Origin of the sequence: Aromatoleum bremense, assembly GCF_017894365.1 — a bacterium.
Lineage (GTDB): Bacteria > Pseudomonadota > Gammaproteobacteria > Burkholderiales > Rhodocyclaceae > Aromatoleum > Aromatoleum bremense.
In genome coordinates this window covers 3,599,258-3,616,870 of record NZ_CP059467.1, presented here as the reverse complement: position 1 = coordinate 3,616,870, position 17,613 = coordinate 3,599,258, and the positions used below count along the sequence as shown (strand labels likewise).

Here is a 17,613-nt window from a genome sequence, read left to right as displayed (position 1 = left end):
CATGCCCAGCCAGCCCGACCCGCAGACCTCCCCCGCCACGGCCATGCTGTCCGACGTGAAAACCCTGCGCGAACGCGCGCGGCGGCACATCGAGGAAGGCGCGTTGACCGAAAACTACACCGGCGACCGGGGCACGATCCTGCGGCTGCTCAACGAAGCGCTCGCCACCGAGATTGTGTGCACGCTGCGTTACAAACGTCATTACTACACGGCGAAAGGCCTGACCTCGGCCAGCATCGCGGAAGAGTTCCTCGAGCACGCGCACGAGGAAGAAGAGCATGCCGATCGCTTCGCCGAGCGCATCACCCAGCTCGGCGGGGAGCCGGACTTTTCGCCCGACACGCTGACTGCGCGCAGCCACGCCGAATACATCGAAGGCGCGTCGTTGATCGACATGATCAAGGAAGACCTCGTTGCCGAGCGGATCGCGATCGACAGCTATCGTGAAGCGGTGCAGTACATCGGGACGACCGACTCGACGACGCGGCGCCTGTTCGAGGACGTCCTCGCCGTCGAGGAGGAACACGCCGACGACATGCAGTCGCTGATCGAGCAGATCGGCCGGCGCCCGGCCTGACGGAGGACGCCTTGCAACCGGTGGACGCGCCGGCGTTGAGCGAAAGCCGGAAACACCGGGACCCCGGGGAGAGCCTGTTCCGGCCCGGCGTCAATTGCTTCACCGTCGCGCGGGCGGCCCACGTCGGGCTGCTCGTCGATGGCGAGGCGTATTTCAAGGCCTTCGTCACCGCCGCCGAGCGCGCGACGCGCTCGATCCTGATCCTGGCGTGGGACTTCAACAGCAACACCTGCCTTCGCTTCGACGCCGAGAGCCGCGCCGGCCCCCCGACCCGCCTCGGCGACTTCCTGAACTGGCTCACGCGGCGCCGGCGCGACCTGCACGTGCACATCCTCGACTGGGATTACCCGCTGGTGTTCGGCGTCGACCGCGAGCTGCCGCCGACCTACGGCTTCGGCTGGCGCGCGCACCGGCGCGTGCATCTGGCCTACGACAACACGCATCCGGTCAGCGGTTCGCACCACCAGAAGATCGTCGTCATCGACGACGCACTGGCTTTCATCGGCGGCTTCGACCTGACCGAACGACGCTGGGACACCCCCGCCCACAGCCCCGACGAACCACACCGCGTATGCGGCGAGGCACGCTACCCGCCGTTCCACGACCTGATGATGGCGGTGGATGGCCAAGCGGCGCTCGCGCTTGCCGGGATCGCACGGGCGCGCTGGATGGGCGCGACCGGCCACGCCCTGCCGCCGCCGGCGCCAGCGCCGTCACGCTGGCCGGCGTCGCTGGACATCGATTTCACCGACATCGATGTCGCGCTCGCCCGCACCTTGCCCGAAACGGCGCTGCAGGCAGACATTCACGAAGTCGAGGCGCTATACCTCGACATGATCGCCGCTGCCCGCGGGCTGATCTACATCGAGAACCAGTACTTCACCGCGTACCGCATCGGCGAGGCGCTCGCCGCGCGGCTGGCCGAGCCGGACGGGCCCGAGATCGTCGTCGTGGTGCGCCTGTTCAGCCACGGCTGGCTCGAGGAACACACGATGCACGTGTTGCGCACGCGCCTCATCGGGCGCCTGCGCGCCGCCGACCACTACGGCCGGTTCCATATCCTCTTCCCTCACATCGACGGCCTCGACGAAAACATCTGCATCGACCTTCATTCGAAGCTGATGATCGTCGACGACGAAATCCTGCGCATCGGTTCGGCCAACCTGTGCAACCGCTCGATGGGCATGGATACCGAATGCGACGCGGCGCTCGAAGCGCGCGGCGACCCGCAGGTGGCCGCGACGATCCACGCGTTTCGCAACGAGCTGCTCGCCGAACACCTCGATGTCGCGCCGCAGCAGGTCGAGGACGCGTTCCGCCGGCAGGGAACCCTGCGCGGCGCGATCGACGCCCTCGCCGGCCGCCCCCGCACGCTCAAGCCGATCGACCGCTTGCCGGAGTGGCCCGAGACCGTCATCGAACTGGCGAGCGTGGGCGATCCGGCGGCGCCGGTTTCGCTCGACCGCCTGATCGAGGAGTTCAGCCCGGAAGTCGTGGTCGAGGAAGAGGTCACGCCGCGCGACCGGCGCAAGCTCGTCAAGCGCGTTGCGCTGAAAGTCGGGCTGTTCTTCGCGGTGGTCGGCGCGCTTACCGCGATGTGGCGCTACACCCCTCTGGCCGCGTGGCTCGACGCCTCGCGCGTGACGGCCTGGGCGGAGGAATTCGCCGGCCGCCCGTGGGCGCCGCTGGTGATCCTGGCCGCCTACACGCCGGCATGCCTTGTGATGTTTCCGCGACCGCTGATCACGCTTGCGGCGGTGGTCGCGTTCGGCCCTTTCCTCGGCTTCGCCTACGCCCTGTCGGGTATCCTGCTGGCGGCGCTGCTGACCTACGTCGCCGGCCTGTACCTGCCCCGGCACACCGTGCACAGCTTCGCCGGCCGCCCGCTGCGGCGCGTCACCAGCACGCTGCGCCGCCGCAGCCTGCTGGCGGTGACCGCGCTGCGGCTCGTGCCGCTGGCGCCTTTCGCGGTCGAAGGCCTGGTGGCCGCGGCGATTGGCATCCGCCTGTGGCACTTCATGCTCGGCACGCTGCTCGGCATGCTGCCCGGCACGCTGGCGACGACGATCTTCGGCGACCAGCTCGAAGCCGCGCTGCACGATCCGGCGCAGATCAACTACACCGTGCTCGCCGCTGCCGTCGTCGGCGTCAGCCTGCTGACGCTGGCGGTCCGCCGCTGGCTGGTGAGCCAGCACAGGGAGGCCGTCCCGCATGGCGACACAGGCAACCGGGCTCGCTAGCTGGCGCAACCTCAACGAGGCCCTCGGCAGCGACTGCCTGAGGATCTCGACGTACAACATCCATCGCTGCATCGGCACCGACCGCCGCGAGGACGCCTCGCGCGTCGCGCGCGTCATCGCGGAGCTGAACTGCGACACCATCGGCCTGCAGGAAGTCGATAGCCAGCCCGACCGCCGCCACGATTCGATGCAGCTCGACTTTCTCGCGCACGCCGCGTCGATGACCGCGATCCCCGGCCACACGATCGTGCGGCACGAAGGCGAATTCGGCAACGCGCTGCTGACGCGCCGGCCGGTGCTCGGGGTGCGCCAGCACGATCTGAGCTTCAACCGGCGCGAGCCGCGCGGCGCGCTCGAAGTCGACCTCGACGTCGAGGGCGAGGTCGTGCGCGTCATCGTCACGCATCTCGGCCTGCGGCCCGCGGAACGCCGTTTCCAGGTGCAGAAGATGCTGCAGTTGCTGCACCACCTGCCGATGGACCAGGTCGTCATCGTTCTCGGCGACATCAACGAATGGCTGCCGCTCGGCCGTCCGTTGCGCTGGCTGCACGGCATTCTCGGTCACGCGCCGGCGGAGCGCTCGTTTCCGGTATGGCTGCCGATGTTCGCGCTGGATCGCGTGTGGGTGCGGCCGCGTCACAACCTGCTGGCGTTCGAGACGCACCGGTCGCCCACCTCGCGCAAGGCCTCCGACCACCTTCCCGTGAAGGCGATCATCGCGACCGGCAGGCGTCCCGTGATCCCGCACGTCCGGATACGCGATGCTGTGAACGCGATCCCGGCATGAAACTTGAACGCGAAACCGTACAGGCCGCCCGGACCGTCATGAGGAATCCGACATGCCCAGGAATCGAAAAGTGGAACTACCCGGCACGCTGAAGCGTTCGCCGCCGAAAGCGCAGCGCACCTACGCGAAGACACTCAAGCGCGCGGAGGAAGAATACGGTCCGGGCGAGCGCGCGGGCCGTACGGCGATCGCGGCGCTCAAGCACAGCTTCGAAAAAGTCGGCGATCACTGGGAGGCCAAGGCCGAACCCGGCCCGTCCGATCCGCAAGCCCGCCGCAGCGTCGCCGACCGGCGGGGCGGCAAGCGCGCCAGGCGCGAGACTTTCGGCGGCGTAGACGTCCTCGGTCATACGCGCCAGGAACTCTACGAGCGCGCCCGAGCGCTCGACATCCGCGGACGCTCGCGCATGACCAAGGAAGAGCTGGCGCGCGCGATCGCTTCCAGGCAGGACTGAGCGGCGGCCTGCCATCGCCGGCGCGCACGGCGCGCGGAGGTTCGTGCGCGCCCCTGCTGCGTGAGTAGGATTTTCCGCGGGCTGTATCTTTTTCACGAAAGCTCGCACGCCAGGCCCGCGCGCGCCCTTCCGTCATCGCCGCCGATCCCGGGCGCCGCGCCGGTTCGAGCCATATTTCCCGCTACTACCCAAAACGGGCCTCGATGTTGCTATGCAACAGCAACCTTCGGAAGCGAGGGTTAACCAGCAGCCAAATGGCCGGACCACGGCCATTTCGCATCTTTCAACACGTTTTACTGTGCAGGAGTATTCAAATGGCCCAGCAACGGCAAACGAGTGAAGACCCTCGTCAGCAAACGGCTGAAGACACAGGTCGGCAGAATGAAGACGTACGTCAGCAGAGGAACGAAGAGATGAGTACAGGATCCTCTCGCCGGCGAGGACAGCAGGAAAGCCCCGGCGGTCGCGGGCGGGAACCGGTGGACATGACGGCGACGACGCTGCGCGGGTTCGGCCAGTTGTACGACATGGAGGCGGCGAGCGCGCGTATCTTCATGCGCGCCCAGGCCCGCGCCTTGTCGGCGATGGGTTTTCCCGACTATTCGCATTTCTTCGAGCTGGCCGACGATCGGGCGAAGCGCCTGTTTTCGACCGCGACCGACACGCTGCTGCAATCGAATCGCCACGCGAACCGCACGGCGGGAGAGATTCAGCGCCATCTCGGTCAGCTGTGGGAGCAGCAGACGATGGACCTGACCGAGGCCTGGCAGACCGGCCTGCAGGAGTTGCAGCATCAGGCGACCGAAAGCCTCGACGATCTCAAGGAACTGGTACGCCAGCAGGCCGACGAGATCGCGATGGCGACGGATTCGTTGAGCGAGTCGACGCGCGAAACCTTGCGCGAAGGCGGTGAACAGTTCCGCGCGACGATGCGCGAAGGTTTCGAACGCAGCCGCGAACTCACCGGCCGCCAAGCCGAAACGGCGCAGCGCCAGGGTGAGGAACTGGCGGAAGAGACGCGTGAAGCAGGCGAGGAAGCCCGCGCTGAAATGTCCCGCGGCGAGCAGGCAACACGCTCCGAGCGTGGTTCACGTTCGCACAAGGCCGCTTGATCGGCCGCGGCGGTGGCGCTCATGGAAGTGGCGGGAGCGTCGCCATGGGGTGTTAAAAACGGGCAGCGCGGGTTAATTCCCGCGCTTCCTTAGCCGCCGCTCTTCGAACACCGTCAGCGGAACGACCACCGCGGGGCTGGAGTTCCGGTTTCGACGGGGAGACGTTTCCGCCCCGCTTCCGGTCAGACCCAAGGTCGCGAGTTCCCACCACAACGCCATCGAAACGAACGGTGCCTCCCACACGGACGGCCCCAGCTCGAGCGTGTCGTCGGCCTTGCGCGACAGCCAGTAGCCGCCCGAGTGAAAAACCATCGTCACGACTTCGCTCGGTACACCGGCGTCCGTCATCCTCGCCATCGTGGGCTGCAATTCTTCAAGGCTGGAGATCAGGCAATAAATTGAACAATGCATAACGGTCCTCGGCGTTTACATGCACGACGAACTGCGTCGACATGGCGACCGGTGAACTGGCGCCCCTCGGCGCACCCACAGCAAACGCGCTGATTCATTGTGCAGCCGGCTCGGTAGCGCCAGCTCATACTCAGCTCCAGCAGGATTCGAGCCAGTTTCTCTCATCTACTCCAGACCGAAGACCCAACTTGGGCCAGAGTACCGTTATCAATTTTTTGTCACAAGACATGAAAACCAGTATTTCCACGTGATTTCGCAACTTTTTGGCGTGTCGGCGACATATTTTCGAAACTGGTCCGGCGTCTCCCGCAGGCTCCGGTTCCCCGGTGCCACCAGCAGGAACACGCCTTGTGCAAGGGAGGGAATTACAATCATTTCCCTACGGTACAGCGATGACGGGACCGGCAGGTAACTATCCGCACGCTTCACGTCTTTTCTCGCCCCAGCCCTGTTGCATGCGTCGCGAGCGTTCTCGACAACATCGATCGCCGCGTGGCCCGGCGCAATGCAGAAGTCGACGGCCGGCGCCGCGCCGCGTTCAGAACACGAGGACGCCGAGCAGCACGCCGAACACCAGCACGATGAGGAAGATCGCCAGCGCAATGTAGAACAGCACTCTCGCGATGCCGGCGGCCCCTGCCGCGATGCCCGTGAAGCCGAGCAGGCCGGCGATGACGGAGATGACGAAGAAGATGATCGCCCACTTGATCATTTTGTTTACTCCTTGTGGCGGATCGGGAGCGATCCTGGAAGCGCGGCACTGCATTCGCGACACTGCACTCGTTTTTTCGACCGGGGAAACCGGGAGAAATTACCCACCAACGGAAAGTTTTCCGCCTTTCGCGGGCAACGACGACACAGCTTGCGTCCCGTCTGGTAGCGCGACGGGCAGCAAGTGCCGTACCCCGTTGAAAGCGCGGCGCAGATAGGCATGAAGCTTGCATTCCAACTGGCACGACGAGTTCTAGCGGAGACGACGTCATGCTAGGGGAAATCATCACGACATTTGCCGGCGCGAGTCTGGTCATCGGCGTGGCACTCGCGGGCGGAACGGTTCATCGGACAACACCTTCGCCATCGGCGCAGTGGTCGCAGGAGGTGTGGGGGGGTGCAGCGAAACTGAAGCGCACGGGGAAGATTCCCGGCGAGGGCGCTCGTGCGGCGCCGGGCGAGTTGTCTGTGCCGGCCGATCCACGCAACGGCGCGGCATCGCCCAAACCGCCGGACGGGCTGGTGGCGGGACTCATCATCAGCGCCGACATGTTTGTCGGAAATACTGACAGCGACCGGCACACGCTCACCGTCCGCCCCGCCGACAGCAGACGCGAATTCAAGGCCAGGGTCGTCGGCATGGGGGATGAAGGTTCCGGCGCGCCCGGCGAGCAGACGCTGATCGCCCCCGACACCGCGCTTGCCACCGCGCTGGCCCCTCTTTCGGTGCCGCACGGGGTGGGGCCGCCGGGGATCGACTGGAGACTTGCAGCGAAGATCCGGGCCTGAGGAGGCCTCCGCTTGAAACACGGGCGCACCCCGCCAGCCCGCCGCCTCGCCCGCGCTGCCGCCCGGCCGACCGAAGCCGCCCTGCCGACGCCGCCGCGACCCACGCGCGACGCTGACGCGCGTCGCGCCGACCGCTCGATCGTCATCGTCTCGATGGTTCTGCTGATCGTCGTCTTCGGCCTGCTGGTGTGGACCATTGCCGACGTGCTGCTGCTGGTGTTTGCCGGCATCCTGATCGGGGTGTTCCTGCGCGGGCTCGGCGACGGCGTGAGCGCCCTGACCGGCCTGTCCCGGAGAGTGTCATTCGGCGTCGTGCTGGCGACGCTCGCTGCGCTGCTGATCGTCGGGGGAGCTCTCCTGGGCAACGAAATGGCGAGCCAGCTCGAGCAGCTCGGACCCAGCCTGCATCTGGCGTGGGAGAAGATGCTGAACGGCGTCTACGGTTACGAGTGGGGGCGCATCCTCTTCTCCGAGCGCAACCTCAGCGCGATGCTCCCCGAGGACGGCACCTGGCTGACGCGCCTCGGCGGTGCATTCTCGATGACGATCGGTGCAATCGCGGGATTGCTGATCGCGGTGTTCATCGGCCTCTACGGCGCCGCGGCACCCGCAGTGTATCGCCACGGACTGCTGCTGCTGGTCCCCGCCCACGCCCGGTCGCGCGCCCGCGAAGTGCTCGACACAGTGACGATGACGATGCGCTGGTGGCTGATCGGCACGTTCGCCCGCATGGCAGTCGTCGGCCTGAGCGTCACCGTCGGGCTGTGGCTGCTCGATATCCAGCTCGCGCTCGCGCTCGGGCTGATCGCCTTCGTGCTCGATTTCGTCCCGTACATCGGCCCGATCCTTGCGGCGCTGCCCGCGCTGCTCGTCGCGATCGCGACCGGCCCCGCCGACGCGTTCTACGTGCTGCTGCTCTACCTCGCCGTGCAGATGGCCGAAAACTATGTCGTCACGCCGCTGATCGACCAGTACAGCGTGCACTTGCCGCCCGCGCTGACGATCAGCGCCCAGGTGCTCCTCGGCGCGTTGCTCGGTGCGCTGGGGGTCGTGTTCGCGACGCCGCTGACGGCGATCGCGCTGGTGCTGGTGCGCATGCTGTACGTCGAGGAGGATCTGGAATCGTCCGCGGGGACGGAGGCACCGCCGCCCTCCCCGCTGCCGCCGCCTGCAACGGGCCCTCCCCGGGGCTGACCGTTTTTGCCGACTGCACTTTGCGAGATTTCGTCCGCGCCCGGCTACAGGAGGCTGGTTAGAGGAGATACTCCCAGCGTCGCGCGAGCCATTCGAGCAGGCGGGCGCGCAGGCCGCGATGCTTCCACTGGTCGAGCGTCACTTCGTGGGAAGCCGATTGGTCGAGGCCGAAGAGTTCTTCCATTTCTTCTGCGAACACGCCGTCGAGCACCAGCACGTCGGCTTCGAAGTTATGCACGAAGCTGCGCCAATCGAGGTTCGTCGAGCCGACGCTCGACCACACCCCGTCGATGACTGCGGTCTTCGCATGGAGCAGCGCGTCGCGCCGTTCGAAGATGCGTACCCCCGCGCTCAGCAAGTCCTGGTAATGCGAACGACCTGCATGGAACGGCGCCCAGAAATCGCTGAAACCGGGCAGCACGAGCCGCACGTCGACACCCCGCTGCGCCGCGTCGCGCAGCGACTGCACGGTGCGTTCATCCGGCACGAAATATCCGTAGGTGAGCCACGCCCGCTTGCGCGCATGTTCGAGCGCGGACATCAGCGCGACGTACAGTTCGCTGCGTTCCGACACCGGATCGGCGGCAACCAGGCGCATCGCCATGCCGCCGGCACGGTCGGCACGGGTCGCCTGCCGCACGACCGGAGACGGGCAGCGCTGCTCGCGCCATGCGTCGTCGAACAGATCTTCGAACTGCGTCACGACCGGTCCCCGCACCATCACGTGCGTGTCGCGCCATCCCTCGTCCGGGGTTGGCACGCGCTTGCTGTCGAACGAACCCGCGCGATACACGCCGCTGATGTTGATGCCGCCGGTAAAGGCGATTCGCCCATCGATGACCAGCATCTTGCGATGGTCCCGGTTGTTGAGGCGCAGCCGCGGATCGCCTTCGAGCTTGAGCGGATTGACCGGATTGAATTCGCACACGGCGACGCCCGCCGCGGCGAGGCCTTCGAAATACCGGGGAGGCGTGTCGAGCGAGCCGACACTGTCATACAGGACGCGAACCTCGACGCCCTGCCGCCGCTTCGTCGCGAGCAGACGGGCAAGGCGGTCGCCCTGTTCCCCCGACTCGAGGATGTAGGTTTCGAGATGGACGTGGCGCCGCGCTTTTTCGATCGCCCCGAACATCGCCCGATACGTCGCCGGGCCGTCGACGAGCAGGTGCGCGTCGTTGCCGAGGACCAGCGGCGCCGTGAGCGCGTCCTCGACGTGGGCAAGATGATGGACGAGCAGTTCCTTGCCGACGCCGTCGGCTTCGAGCTGGTGCGCGACCTTCGGCGAGGGATGCGTGCGCAGCGCGCCGTCCGCGTGCTCGACGCGAACTTCGACGGAGGCCGGCGGAGCGCGCACCGGGAGGGCCGCCGTATCGACTGCCGGGCCCGTGACGCAGGCCGCGAGCACGAACGGACCGAGCAGCGTGCCCCACCCGCTGCCCCGAAACCCGTCGCACTCGCGGTCGAAGGAAGCGTTTCCGAAGTAGCCGTCAGTACGCCGGTTTGATCCTGATGTCATTCTTGACGGACTTGACGCCGGGGATTTTGCGCGCGATCTCGACGGCGCGCTCCGCGTCGCCCGACTTCGCGACGAAGCCGCTCAGCTGCACGACGCCCCGGGAGGTCTCGACGTTCACCTCGCGCGCCTTGACCTGCGGGTCGTCGACCAGCGCGGCTTTCACGCGCGTCGTGATCGTCGCGTCGTCGATGTATTCACCGACCGACTCGCGCGAGCGGGTCGGCGTGCACGCGCTGACGACGGGCAGGGCAAGCGCCGCGAGGGCGGCGGTCAGCATTGTTCTTCTGCTTGTCATTTTCCATGGTCCTCCGTGGTGGGAAATCACCGGCATCGCCTGGAGGGCGACGCCTTCACGCTTACCCGGCGCCGGGCAGCGCCGCGTTTGCCTCGCCGACAGGTTCGGCAAGGGCAACTGGTGCCGGCCGCTATCCTTTTGTGCTTGCGCAGGACAGGAGCCGATAGCGGGATCAGGACGACGGCGGCGCCGCCAGCGCATTGATCACTTCCTGTACGCCTTCGACCTTGCGGGCAACGGCATCGGCGCGCGTAATCTGGTTAGCCGGAATGTTGCCGCGCAACGTCACGACGCCTTTTTCCGAGCTGACACTGATCGCGCCGGCGTCCAGGCCCTCCTCGGCCAGCAGCGCCGTTTTTACCTTCGTCGTGAGGACGGCGTCGTCGACTGCCTGGCCGGCACGGTTGGCATTCGTCTCCAGTTTCTCCATGGTGTCCGCGCTCGTGCCGGTCGCAGCCCCGGTCGCCGTGCCCGGCTCGGCCGGACGGTCGTTGCACCCGGCGAGAGCCGCAAGGCCCACGCAGGCAACGAGAATCGAGAATCGACGCTTCATGGGCAGACCTCCTTTCGCTATCCGCGCTCTGCGCACCCAACGCCGCAGCGCCGCCGCGGTGAGCACAGAGGCGCGACGTTCTATTTCTGCAAGATCCCGAGGATCAGGGAGATCACCGCGATCACAAGGAAGATGTAGAAAAGGATCTTGGCGATGCCGACCGCACCGCTCGCGATTCCGCCAAACCCGAACAGGGCGGCGACGATCGCGATCACGAGGAATATCGCTGCGTAATACAACATGGGACACCTCCATTCACAGGCAGGGGGAATTTCCCGCTGACGCCAGGGGTGGGGCAAACCGCATGCCCGGCACGCCGCGGCGCCACGGCGGCAATGACATCCGGGAGAAGTGCATGATCGCCCCCGGCGTTGTAACCCTTACATGCGCAGCCCCCCCTGGCTGGACGTTGCAGCACCGATTGCGGCGCTCCGGGCACGGAAGCTGCCTGTCCGGAGTACCGCGGCGTGGGCCGCCTGCCTTCAAAGGACGACGATCATGGCCTTATCGACGATACTCATCATCCTGCTGGTGCTGCTGCTGATCGGCGCGCTCCCTACTTGGCCCTACAGCAGTGCCTGGGGCTACCGTCCGAGCGGACTGCTGGGACTCGTCCTGATCGTGCTTTTGGTGCTGGTACTGCTCGGCGCGCTATAGGGCCGCTTCAGGCGCACCAACGAAAACCGGACCCTGCAGAGGATCCGGTTTCGTGTCGCGTCACGATTTTCATCGTGCCTGTGGCCGCCGCAGGGAGCCCATCAGTGAGTCGAGCCGGTGGGTTCCGAAATGCCGCACACCGCTTCGCCGGCCGGCTGCGCGCCTTCGGTGTTCGCGATGTCGGCAAGCGCGACGATCCCCACCAGCCGCTTGTTGCGATCGAGCACGACCAGCCGATGGATCTGCTCGTCACCCATGTTGCGGGCGACGTGGGCGAGATCCTCGTCCTCGAAGCAGTATTTGACTTCCTTGGTCATGACATCGCGGACACGGGTGTCGGGATTCTTCCCGGCCGCCACCGCGCGGATCGTGATGTCGCGGTCGGTCACCATACCGATGAGCTTTTCGCCGTCGTTGACCGGCAGCGCTCCCACGTTCCATTCCGCCATCATGCGTGCTGCGTCCTCGATGCTCTGCTCGGGATCGAGCATTCGCACGTCCATCGTCATTGCCTCGCTTACTTGCATGATGCACCTCCTCAATCAGGAAAGAAGCAGGCACCGCCTGCGTCCCAAGCTTCGTGCAAACGCGGTGCCCGGAAACTACACTGCAGATCGGGCGGGTGGTGCGAGCAGGCACGGCGTTTGCCCGCAATCGAGTTATTGACACCTGGAGGATCGCAGTCCGTGCTGCCGGCTTCGCTGCGACTGAACGTCGACCTCCTGCCCCAGCCGACCGAGACCACGTGCGGGCCGACCTGCCTGCACGCGGTGTATCGGTACTGGGGCGAGGACATCTCGCTCGATGCGGTCATCAGGCGCACGCGCGCGCTGATCCATGGCGGCACTTTCGCGGTGTTCCTCGCCTGCGACGCGCTCGCGAACGGCTTCGAAGCGACGATCTACACGTACAACCTCACGGTGTTCGACCCAACGTGGTTCCGCAACAAGGAGGACATCGCCGAGCGGCTGCAGGCGCAGCGCGAAGTCAAAGACAACCCGCGCCTGCTGCACGCGACCGAGGGTTACCTCGATTTCCTGCGGCTCGGCGGCCGGTTGCGGTTCACCGACCTGTCGCCGCCGATGCTGCGCGGGCTGCTGCGCCGCCGCCATCCGATCATCACCGGGCTCAGCTCGACGTTCCTGTACCGCACGGCGCGGGAATTCGGCCCCAATGACATCCCCGACGACGTGCGCGGCACGCCGTCCGGGCATTTCGTCATCATCGCAGGCTACGACCGGCCGGCGCGCCGCCTGCTCGTGGCCGACCCGTACGGCCCCCACCCATACGGCGGCATGCGCGAATACTGGATCCGGATGGACCGCGTCATCGCGTCAATACTCCTCGGCATCGTCACCCACGACGCGAACCTGCTGGTGATCTCGCCGCGCAAGCCCAAGCCTGGCGACCCGGAGCTGCCGTGAATTCGCTGATTGTCGTCGAAGACCCCGACGACTGGCCGCTGGGCGAGAGCGGCCCGCCGGTCGTTCCCGCCCGCAGCTACCTGACCGACCCGGCGTACGGCGAAGACCGCTCGGCGCGCGTGTTCAACCTGTGCCAGTCGTTCCAATACCAGAAGCTCGGCTACTACGTTTCGCTGCTCGCCGAGGCGCGCGGGCACCGGCCGTGGCCGCCCGCCGGCACGATCGAGGACCTGCAGTCGCAGAACCTCGTGCAGGTGCTGACGAGCGAACTCGCGCAGCTCGTCGACCAGACGCTCGCGCCGCTGAAGTCGACGCAGTTCGAGCTGAGCGTGTATTTCGGGCTGAATGTCGCGCAGCGCTACAACGTGCTCGCCGGGCAGCTCTTCAAGCTGCTGCAGGTACCGCTGCTGCGAGCCCGCTTCGAGCACGTCAAGGGTCACTGGCAGACGCGCTCCATCAACCTCATCGGCATCAACGACATCCCCCCGGAGCATCGACAGTTCGCGTTCGACGCCGCGGCGCGGCATTTCGCCCGGCGCAGCACTAGCCGGCAAAGCGCCGCGCGGTGCTTTCGCATCGCGATCCTGCACAATCCGGAAGAAGCCCACCAGCCGTCCAACCCTCCAGCGCTGCGCAAGTTTGCCGCGGCCGCCACCGCGCTGGGGATGCAGCCCGAGTTCATCCTGCCGGGCGATTTCGGCCGCTTGCCGGAGTTCGACGCGCTGTTCATCCGCGACACGACTTTCGTCCACCACCACACATACCGATTCGCACGGCGCGCGAAAGCCGAAGGACTGATCGTCATCGACGACCCGGACTCGATCCTCAAGTGCAACAACAAGGTGTACCTGGCAGAGCTGCTCGCCCACCACAACCTGCCGGCGCCGCGCACGCTGCTGATCCACCGCGACAATATCGACCAGATCGTGCCGTTGCTCGCGCTGCCGTGCGTGCTCAAGCAGCCGGACAGTTCATTCTCGGTCGGCGTCGACAAGGTCAGCGATGAAAGGGAGCTGCGCGCGAAGGTCGCCGAACTGCTCGAGATGTCGGACCTGATCGTCGCGCAGGAGTGGCTGCCGACCGAATTCGACTGGCGCGTCGGCATCCTCGACGGCAGGGTGATCTTCGTCTGTAAATATTACATGGCACATGGCCACTGGCAGATCATCGACCATCACGGCGAAACCGGCCGCAACGAAGGCCCGACCGAAGCGCTCGCGATCGGCGAGGCGCCGGAGGACGTCGTGACCATCGCGCTGCAGGCAGCGAACCTGATCGGCAACGGCTTCTACGGCGTCGACATCAAGCAAAGCGGCAATCGCTGCTGCATCATCGAGATCAACGACAACCCGAACGTCGACGCCGGCAACGAGGACGGGGTACTGAAGGACGCGCTCTATCGCGAGGTGATGGGCGTATTCCTGCGCCGCCTGGAACAGGACCGCAGTGGAGGAAATCCGACATGAGTCCGGAACACCCGACCCACCCCCGCACGACTCCGCACGGTGCCGCCGAGAGCTGTGCGAGTCACGCTCCGGTGCTGGACGCATTCGGCGGCTACGGCGTCGAGATCGAATACATGATCGTCGACCGCGACGGGCTCGACGTGCGCCCGATCGCGGACGAATTGCTGTGTCTCGGTGCCGGACATCCTGCTGCCGACGTCGAGCGGGGCGAGATGGGGTGGTCGAACGAGCTCGCGCTGCATGTGCTGGAAATCAAGAATCGCTTCCCGGCCGCGACGCTCGACGCGCTGCCCGCGGCTTTCCATGCCGAGATCACCGCGATCAACGCGCTGCTCGAGCGGCACGGCGCGCAGCTCTTGCCCGGCGGCATGCATCCGTGGATGGACCCGCACACTGAAACGCGGCTGTGGACACACGAAAACTGCGCGATCTACAGCACCTACGACCGCATTTTCGACTGCCGCCGCCACGGCTGGGGAAACCTGCAGAGCGTGCACCTGAACCTGCCGTTCGGCGACGACGAACAGTTTGCGCGCCTGCACGCCGCCATCCGCCTGGTGCTGCCGATCCTGCCGGCACTCGCGGCAAGTTCGCCGATCGCCGACGGGCGCCTGACCGGTTTCATGGATTACCGCCTCGAGGTGTATCGCGACCACCAGCGCCAGCTGCCGTCGTCGATCGGCGAGTGCATTCCGCGTCCGAGCGCATCGCAGGCCGAATACCGGGCGCAGATCCTCGCGCCGATGTACCGCGAAGCGGCCGAATACGGCGATGGCGGCGTGCTGCAGCACGAATGGCTGAACGTGCGCGCGGCAATCCCGCGCTTCGAGCGCAACGCGATCGAGATCCGCGTCCTCGACGTGCAGGAATGCCCGCACGCGGACCTCGCGATCGCCGCCGTGACCGCGGCGCTGGTGCGGCGCCTCTATGATTCTTACCGCGCCGCCCCCGCCGCCGACACCGCGATCCGCACCGCGGCGCTGGTCGCGACGTTTCGCGCGTGCCTCCGCGACGCCGAGCAAACGCAGATCGACGACGCGGGCTATCTCGCGCAACTCGGTCTCGACTGCGGCCCGTGCCGCGCGGACGAACTGTGGGCGCGCCTCATCGACCTGCTGGTCGCCGAGGACCGGCTCGCGCCGCGCTGGCACGCCCCGCTGCAGTTGATCCTCGAGCGCGGCCCGCTCGCGCGCCGCATCGTCGCCTCGCTCGGCGAGGACGCCGGCCGGCTGCAGATGCGCGACGTCTATCGGGAGCTGTGCGAATGCCTGCGCGACAACCGCCAGTTCCAGGGGACGGAGTAGCGTCCGCGGCACCGGATGCGACGGGAGGCGACGGCGCAGTCGCCCTCGTCGTTTCCTGCGAGCACGGCGGCAACCGTGTGCCGCCGCGTTACCGCGAGCTGTTCGCGGCAGCACAGGACGCGCTCGACAGCCACCGCGGCTACGATCCGGGCGCCCTCGCCGTCGCCCGCCAGTTGGCGCGGACGCTGGCTGCGCCGCTCATCGCGGCGACGACCACGCGCCTGCTCGTCGACCTGAACCGCAGCCCGGGCCATCCGAAGCTCCACTCCGAATGGATCCCCGCCTCGCCGCCCGACCTCCGCGCGGGCATCCGCGCCCGCCACTACCTGCCGTACCGGCGCCGGGTCGAAGAGCTCGTCGCCGGCGCGATCGGCCGCGGACAGCATGTCGTCCATGTTTCGAGCCACAGCTTCACGCCCGTGCTCGACGGCATCGTGCGCAACGCCGACGTCGGCATCCTCTACGATCCAGGCCGTCCGGGCGAAGTGGCACTGGGCGCGCGCTGGATCGCGGCGCTTCAGGCGCGCGCGCCGCACCTGAAAGTGCGGCGCAACTACCCCTACACCGGAAAATCGGACGGGTTCTGTGCGTGGCTGCGGCGCCGCCATGCCGCGGGCGACTACGTCGGCATCGAGCTCGAAGTCAATCAGCGCCATGTCGCGCCCGGGCGCGCCGAGTGGCGCGCGCTGCGGGGGGCGATTGTCGCCTCGCTGGTCGAAGCGCTGGGCCGGGAGGAGGAAGGTCGTCAGCCGGCCGTCGGTACATGACGTCGCGGCGCCGTCGACACGATGTGGCGTTCGTGGCGCGCCGGCACGAACGGCCGCCGCGCCGCACCGGGGAGACGCTGCTTGCCGCCGGCACACCGGCTCATACGGAAGTCATTGCTTCGCAACTGTTCTTGCACCGCTCGCAGGCGAAGATGCATTCCTCCATCTCGTCGAGATCGCGACAGCTGCTGATGCACGCGTCGCAGATGTCGGCACAGACTGCGCACACCTGGCGGTGCAGCGTCGAGTTGGTCGTCATCACGTTCGCGGCCGCCTGGCAGATCTCCGCGCAGACGATCATGGTGCGCAGGTGTTCCGGCTCGACATGGCGGCCGCCTTTTTCGAGACAGTGCCCGGTCGCCATGCCGAGGCAGACCATCTGGCAGCGCCGGCACAGTTCGATGCAGGCCAGCATTTCAGGCGATAGCGTGGTTTGTTGAGACATGGGAAAACCTCCTCTGGCAAGGGTGCGGCACTGGCGCCGGTAACGGCTGCGTGTCCTGGTGCTGTGCTGGAATCTGCTCAACGATCGTCTGGTCGCTCATTGCAAGTCTCCGCGTGCGAATCGCGCCACGTCGCGGCCCGCAGCCTGCGATTCATCGTGTGGTCAGCGCGCTTCCCCGAGCACGACCGCCTGCAGCCAGCCGCGGATCTGGCGCACGTGCGCCTTTTCGCTGTCGCGCGCGCTGTGGAACTGCGGCAAGAATTGGTCTTGGTCGGCTTCCGCCGTCAGGCTGATCAGCAGGTCCCAGCTCGCGTCGTCGGCGAGCTCGGCGATCAACATCGCTTCGAGGCAATGGACGAGCGTCGTGCGCGGGTCGGTGAGGACCTGCATCAGGCCGCTGATCGCGAGCGCCGAAACAGCCGCGGCGGGCGTCTGTGCGCTCGAGTCGGCGCCGAGCGAATCGAGCGCCGAGGCCAGCACGTGCATGTGCGCCAGTTCGTCATCGCGGATGCGCTGCAGCTCGTCGACCGAGAACGGCATCCGCTGCTGCGTCGCAAGCGCCGACGCCTTGTCGATCAGTGCCTGGTAGAGGCGCACCCCAATGCGCTCGAAGGCGAGCCGCTCGCCGAGCTTGTCGACCAGCACTTCGGGCTTCCTCGCCCCGAGCTTCGACACCACCGCGGTGAAGGCGCTGGTCAGCACGCCGGGCATCGGCACCGAGCCGATGCGTTCGGCCTCGACCGCGTAGTCGCAACGCACGGCGGCGATCTCCCTGCCGTCGGGCATCTCGCCGGGGGCGCTCACCTCTTCCGGCAGCCGTTCGTCTGCATACAACTGCATGCTATGGACCGACAGCGGCGAGGACTGCGCACCGGTGCGATTGAATCCGGGCTCGGTGACGTCATCCATGA

General features: G+C 66.8%; 21 protein-coding genes. 12 read left to right on the top strand and 9 right to left on the bottom strand.

All coding sequences use genetic code 11. The features are described from left to right. Position 1: 1 nt before the first annotated feature. The 5 genes from pbN1_RS16995 to pbN1_RS16975 all read left to right on the top strand — a co-directional run bounded on the left by pbN1_RS16995 (position 2) and on the right by pbN1_RS16975 (position 5,170). A complete protein-coding gene (locus pbN1_RS16995; protein WP_169203633.1) occupies positions 2-577 on the top strand; it encodes a ferritin-like domain-containing protein in 576 nt (191 codons plus the stop codon). A gap of 20 nt (positions 578-597) precedes the next feature. Then, the gene (locus pbN1_RS16990) at positions 598-2,817 is read left to right on the top strand and encodes a VTT domain-containing protein (RefSeq protein WP_244857270.1); all 2,220 of its coding nucleotides are present in this window, start codon (positions 598-600) and stop codon (positions 2,815-2,817) included. Next, positions 2,789-3,604, top strand: coding sequence for an endonuclease/exonuclease/phosphatase family protein (locus pbN1_RS16985; RefSeq protein ID WP_169203635.1), 816 nt, complete (start codon positions 2,789-2,791; stop codon positions 3,602-3,604). Before pbN1_RS16990 ends, pbN1_RS16985 begins: the two co-directional genes overlap by 29 nt. Before the next feature lie 52 nt (positions 3,605-3,656). Next, entirely contained in the window at positions 3,657-4,058 is a 402-nt protein-coding gene (locus pbN1_RS16980; protein WP_169203636.1) for a ChaB family protein, read from the top strand. A gap of 314 nt (positions 4,059-4,372) precedes the next feature. After that, a complete protein-coding gene (locus pbN1_RS16975; RefSeq protein WP_169203637.1) occupies positions 4,373-5,170 on the top strand; it encodes a hypothetical protein in 798 nt (265 codons plus the stop codon). A 72-nt stretch (positions 5,171-5,242) separates the two neighbouring features. Here pbN1_RS16975 and pbN1_RS16970 read toward each other — a convergent pair whose 3' ends face one another. After that, positions 5,243-5,527: a hypothetical protein gene (locus tag pbN1_RS16970; protein ID WP_169203638.1), complete on the bottom strand. Its 285-nt coding sequence runs from the start codon at positions 5,525-5,527 to the stop codon at positions 5,243-5,245. Between the two features lie 592 nt (positions 5,528-6,119). Beyond that, positions 6,120-6,293 carry a DUF1328 domain-containing protein gene (locus tag pbN1_RS16965; RefSeq protein ID WP_169117706.1) on the bottom strand — a complete coding sequence of 58 codons (174 nt, stop codon included), beginning with the start codon at positions 6,291-6,293 and terminating at the stop codon, positions 6,120-6,122. 269 nt (positions 6,294-6,562) lie between these two features. Between pbN1_RS16965 and pbN1_RS16960 the strand changes: the two genes are divergently transcribed. Both pbN1_RS16960 and pbN1_RS16955 read left to right on the top strand, forming a co-directional pair. Next, positions 6,563-7,081 (top strand): hypothetical protein, encoded by a 519-nt coding sequence (locus pbN1_RS16960; protein ID WP_169203639.1) that lies wholly within the window; start codon positions 6,563-6,565, stop codon positions 7,079-7,081. Between the two features lie 12 nt (positions 7,082-7,093). Next, positions 7,094-8,275, top strand: a complete 1,182-nt coding sequence (locus pbN1_RS16955) for an AI-2E family transporter (protein ID WP_169203640.1) — start codon at positions 7,094-7,096, stop codon at positions 8,273-8,275. A gap of 58 nt (positions 8,276-8,333) precedes the next feature. Here the strand turns inward: pbN1_RS16955 and pbN1_RS16950 are convergent, their stop codons facing one another. The 4 genes from pbN1_RS16950 to pbN1_RS16935 all read right to left on the bottom strand — a co-directional run bounded on the left by pbN1_RS16950 (position 8,334) and on the right by pbN1_RS16935 (position 10,881). After that, complete coding sequence (locus pbN1_RS16950) at positions 8,334-9,791, bottom strand: phospholipase D-like domain-containing protein (RefSeq protein WP_169203641.1); 1,458 nt, start codon at positions 9,789-9,791, stop codon at positions 8,334-8,336. Beyond that, positions 9,763-10,068 carry a BON domain-containing protein gene (locus pbN1_RS16945; RefSeq protein ID WP_244856995.1) on the bottom strand — a complete coding sequence of 102 codons (306 nt, stop codon included), beginning with the start codon at positions 10,066-10,068 and terminating at the stop codon, positions 9,763-9,765. The genes pbN1_RS16950 and pbN1_RS16945 overlap by 29 nt, the downstream gene beginning before the upstream one ends. 190 nt (positions 10,069-10,258) lie before the next feature. Further along, on the bottom strand, positions 10,259-10,639 hold the full coding sequence (locus tag pbN1_RS16940; RefSeq protein WP_169203643.1) for a BON domain-containing protein: 381 nt from the start codon (positions 10,637-10,639) through the stop codon (positions 10,259-10,261). Positions 10,640-10,719: 80 nt separating this feature from the next. Continuing rightward, positions 10,720-10,881 (bottom strand): DUF1328 domain-containing protein, encoded by a 162-nt coding sequence (locus tag pbN1_RS16935; protein WP_169117712.1) that lies wholly within the window; start codon positions 10,879-10,881, stop codon positions 10,720-10,722. Positions 10,882-11,137: 256 nt separating this feature from the next. Here pbN1_RS16935 and pbN1_RS16930 point away from each other — a divergent pair, with 256 nt between their 5' ends. Further along, entirely contained in the window at positions 11,138-11,296 is a 159-nt protein-coding gene (locus pbN1_RS16930; RefSeq protein ID WP_169203644.1) for a DUF3309 family protein, read from the top strand. A gap of 101 nt (positions 11,297-11,397) precedes the next feature. Here pbN1_RS16930 and pbN1_RS16925 read toward each other — a convergent pair whose 3' ends face one another. Then, the gene (locus tag pbN1_RS16925; RefSeq protein WP_169203645.1) at positions 11,398-11,823 is read right to left on the bottom strand and encodes a CBS domain-containing protein; all 426 of its coding nucleotides are present in this window, start codon (positions 11,821-11,823) and stop codon (positions 11,398-11,400) included. A gap of 159 nt (positions 11,824-11,982) precedes the next feature. On the opposite strand from pbN1_RS16925, the gene pbN1_RS16920 reads away from it, so the two are divergent. The 4 genes from pbN1_RS16920 to pbN1_RS16905 are packed head-to-tail and all read left to right on the top strand — an operon-like array spanning position 11,983 to position 16,257. Continuing rightward, positions 11,983-12,720: a cysteine peptidase family C39 domain-containing protein gene (locus pbN1_RS16920; RefSeq protein ID WP_169203646.1), complete on the top strand. Its 738-nt coding sequence runs from the start codon at positions 11,983-11,985 to the stop codon at positions 12,718-12,720. Further along, the gene (locus tag pbN1_RS16915; protein WP_169203647.1) at positions 12,717-14,186 is read left to right on the top strand and encodes a RimK family protein; all 1,470 of its coding nucleotides are present in this window, start codon (positions 12,717-12,719) and stop codon (positions 14,184-14,186) included. The genes pbN1_RS16920 and pbN1_RS16915 overlap by 4 nt, the downstream gene beginning before the upstream one ends. After that, positions 14,183-15,490, top strand: a complete 1,308-nt coding sequence (locus pbN1_RS16910; protein ID WP_169203648.1) for a carboxylate-amine ligase — start codon at positions 14,183-14,185, stop codon at positions 15,488-15,490. The genes pbN1_RS16915 and pbN1_RS16910 overlap by 4 nt, the downstream gene beginning before the upstream one ends. Beyond that, complete coding sequence (locus pbN1_RS16905) at positions 15,451-16,257, top strand: N-formylglutamate amidohydrolase (protein ID WP_169203649.1); 807 nt, start codon at positions 15,451-15,453, stop codon at positions 16,255-16,257. Before pbN1_RS16910 ends, pbN1_RS16905 begins: the two co-directional genes overlap by 40 nt. 100 nt (positions 16,258-16,357) lie before the next feature. Here pbN1_RS16905 and pbN1_RS16900 read toward each other — a convergent pair whose 3' ends face one another. Both pbN1_RS16900 and pbN1_RS16895 read right to left on the bottom strand, forming a co-directional pair. Further along, positions 16,358-16,702: a four-helix bundle copper-binding protein gene (locus pbN1_RS16900; protein WP_169203650.1), complete on the bottom strand. Its 345-nt coding sequence runs from the start codon at positions 16,700-16,702 to the stop codon at positions 16,358-16,360. Positions 16,703-16,864: 162 nt separating this feature from the next. Further along, on the bottom strand, positions 16,865-17,611 hold the full coding sequence (locus tag pbN1_RS16895) for a ferritin-like domain-containing protein (RefSeq protein WP_169203651.1): 747 nt from the start codon (positions 17,609-17,611) through the stop codon (positions 16,865-16,867). Between the last annotated feature and the right edge of the window lie 2 nt (positions 17,612-17,613).

Coding starts and splice junctions, on each gene's coding strand:
- pbN1_RS16940 (WP_169203643.1), bottom strand. CDS start 10,639: ATGAAGCGTCGATTCTCGATTCTCGTTGCCTGCGTGGGCCTTGCGGCT.
- pbN1_RS16905 (WP_169203649.1), top strand. CDS start 15,451: ATGCCTGCGCGACAACCGCCAGTTCCAGGGGACGGAGTAGCGTCCGCG.
- pbN1_RS16935 (WP_169117712.1), bottom strand. CDS start 10,881: ATGTTGTATTACGCAGCGATATTCCTCGTGATCGCGATCGTCGCCGCC.
- pbN1_RS16965 (WP_169117706.1), bottom strand. CDS start 6,293: ATGATCAAGTGGGCGATCATCTTCTTCGTCATCTCCGTCATCGCCGGC.
- pbN1_RS16970 (WP_169203638.1), bottom strand. CDS start 5,527: ATGGCGAGGATGACGGACGCCGGTGTACCGAGCGAAGTCGTGACGATG.
- pbN1_RS16910 (WP_169203648.1), top strand. CDS start 14,183: ATGAGTCCGGAACACCCGACCCACCCCCGCACGACTCCGCACGGTGCC.
- pbN1_RS16895 (WP_169203651.1), bottom strand. CDS start 17,611: ATGGATGACGTCACCGAGCCCGGATTCAATCGCACCGGTGCGCAGTCC.
- pbN1_RS16950 (WP_169203641.1), bottom strand. CDS start 9,791: ATGACATCAGGATCAAACCGGCGTACTGACGGCTACTTCGGAAACGCT.
- pbN1_RS16985 (WP_169203635.1), top strand. CDS start 2,789: ATGGCGACACAGGCAACCGGGCTCGCTAGCTGGCGCAACCTCAACGAG.
- pbN1_RS16980 (WP_169203636.1), top strand. CDS start 3,657: ATGCCCAGGAATCGAAAAGTGGAACTACCCGGCACGCTGAAGCGTTCG.
- pbN1_RS16925 (WP_169203645.1), bottom strand. CDS start 11,823: ATGCAAGTAAGCGAGGCAATGACGATGGACGTGCGAATGCTCGATCCC.
- pbN1_RS16995 (WP_169203633.1), top strand. CDS start 2: ATGCCCAGCCAGCCCGACCCGCAGACCTCCCCCGCCACGGCCATGCTG.
- pbN1_RS16900 (WP_169203650.1), bottom strand. CDS start 16,702: ATGTCTCAACAAACCACGCTATCGCCTGAAATGCTGGCCTGCATCGAA.
- pbN1_RS16975 (WP_169203637.1), top strand. CDS start 4,373: ATGGCCCAGCAACGGCAAACGAGTGAAGACCCTCGTCAGCAAACGGCT.
- pbN1_RS16945 (WP_244856995.1), bottom strand. CDS start 10,068: ATGCTGACCGCCGCCCTCGCGGCGCTTGCCCTGCCCGTCGTCAGCGCG.
- pbN1_RS16960 (WP_169203639.1), top strand. CDS start 6,563: ATGCTAGGGGAAATCATCACGACATTTGCCGGCGCGAGTCTGGTCATC.
- pbN1_RS16930 (WP_169203644.1), top strand. CDS start 11,138: ATGGCCTTATCGACGATACTCATCATCCTGCTGGTGCTGCTGCTGATC.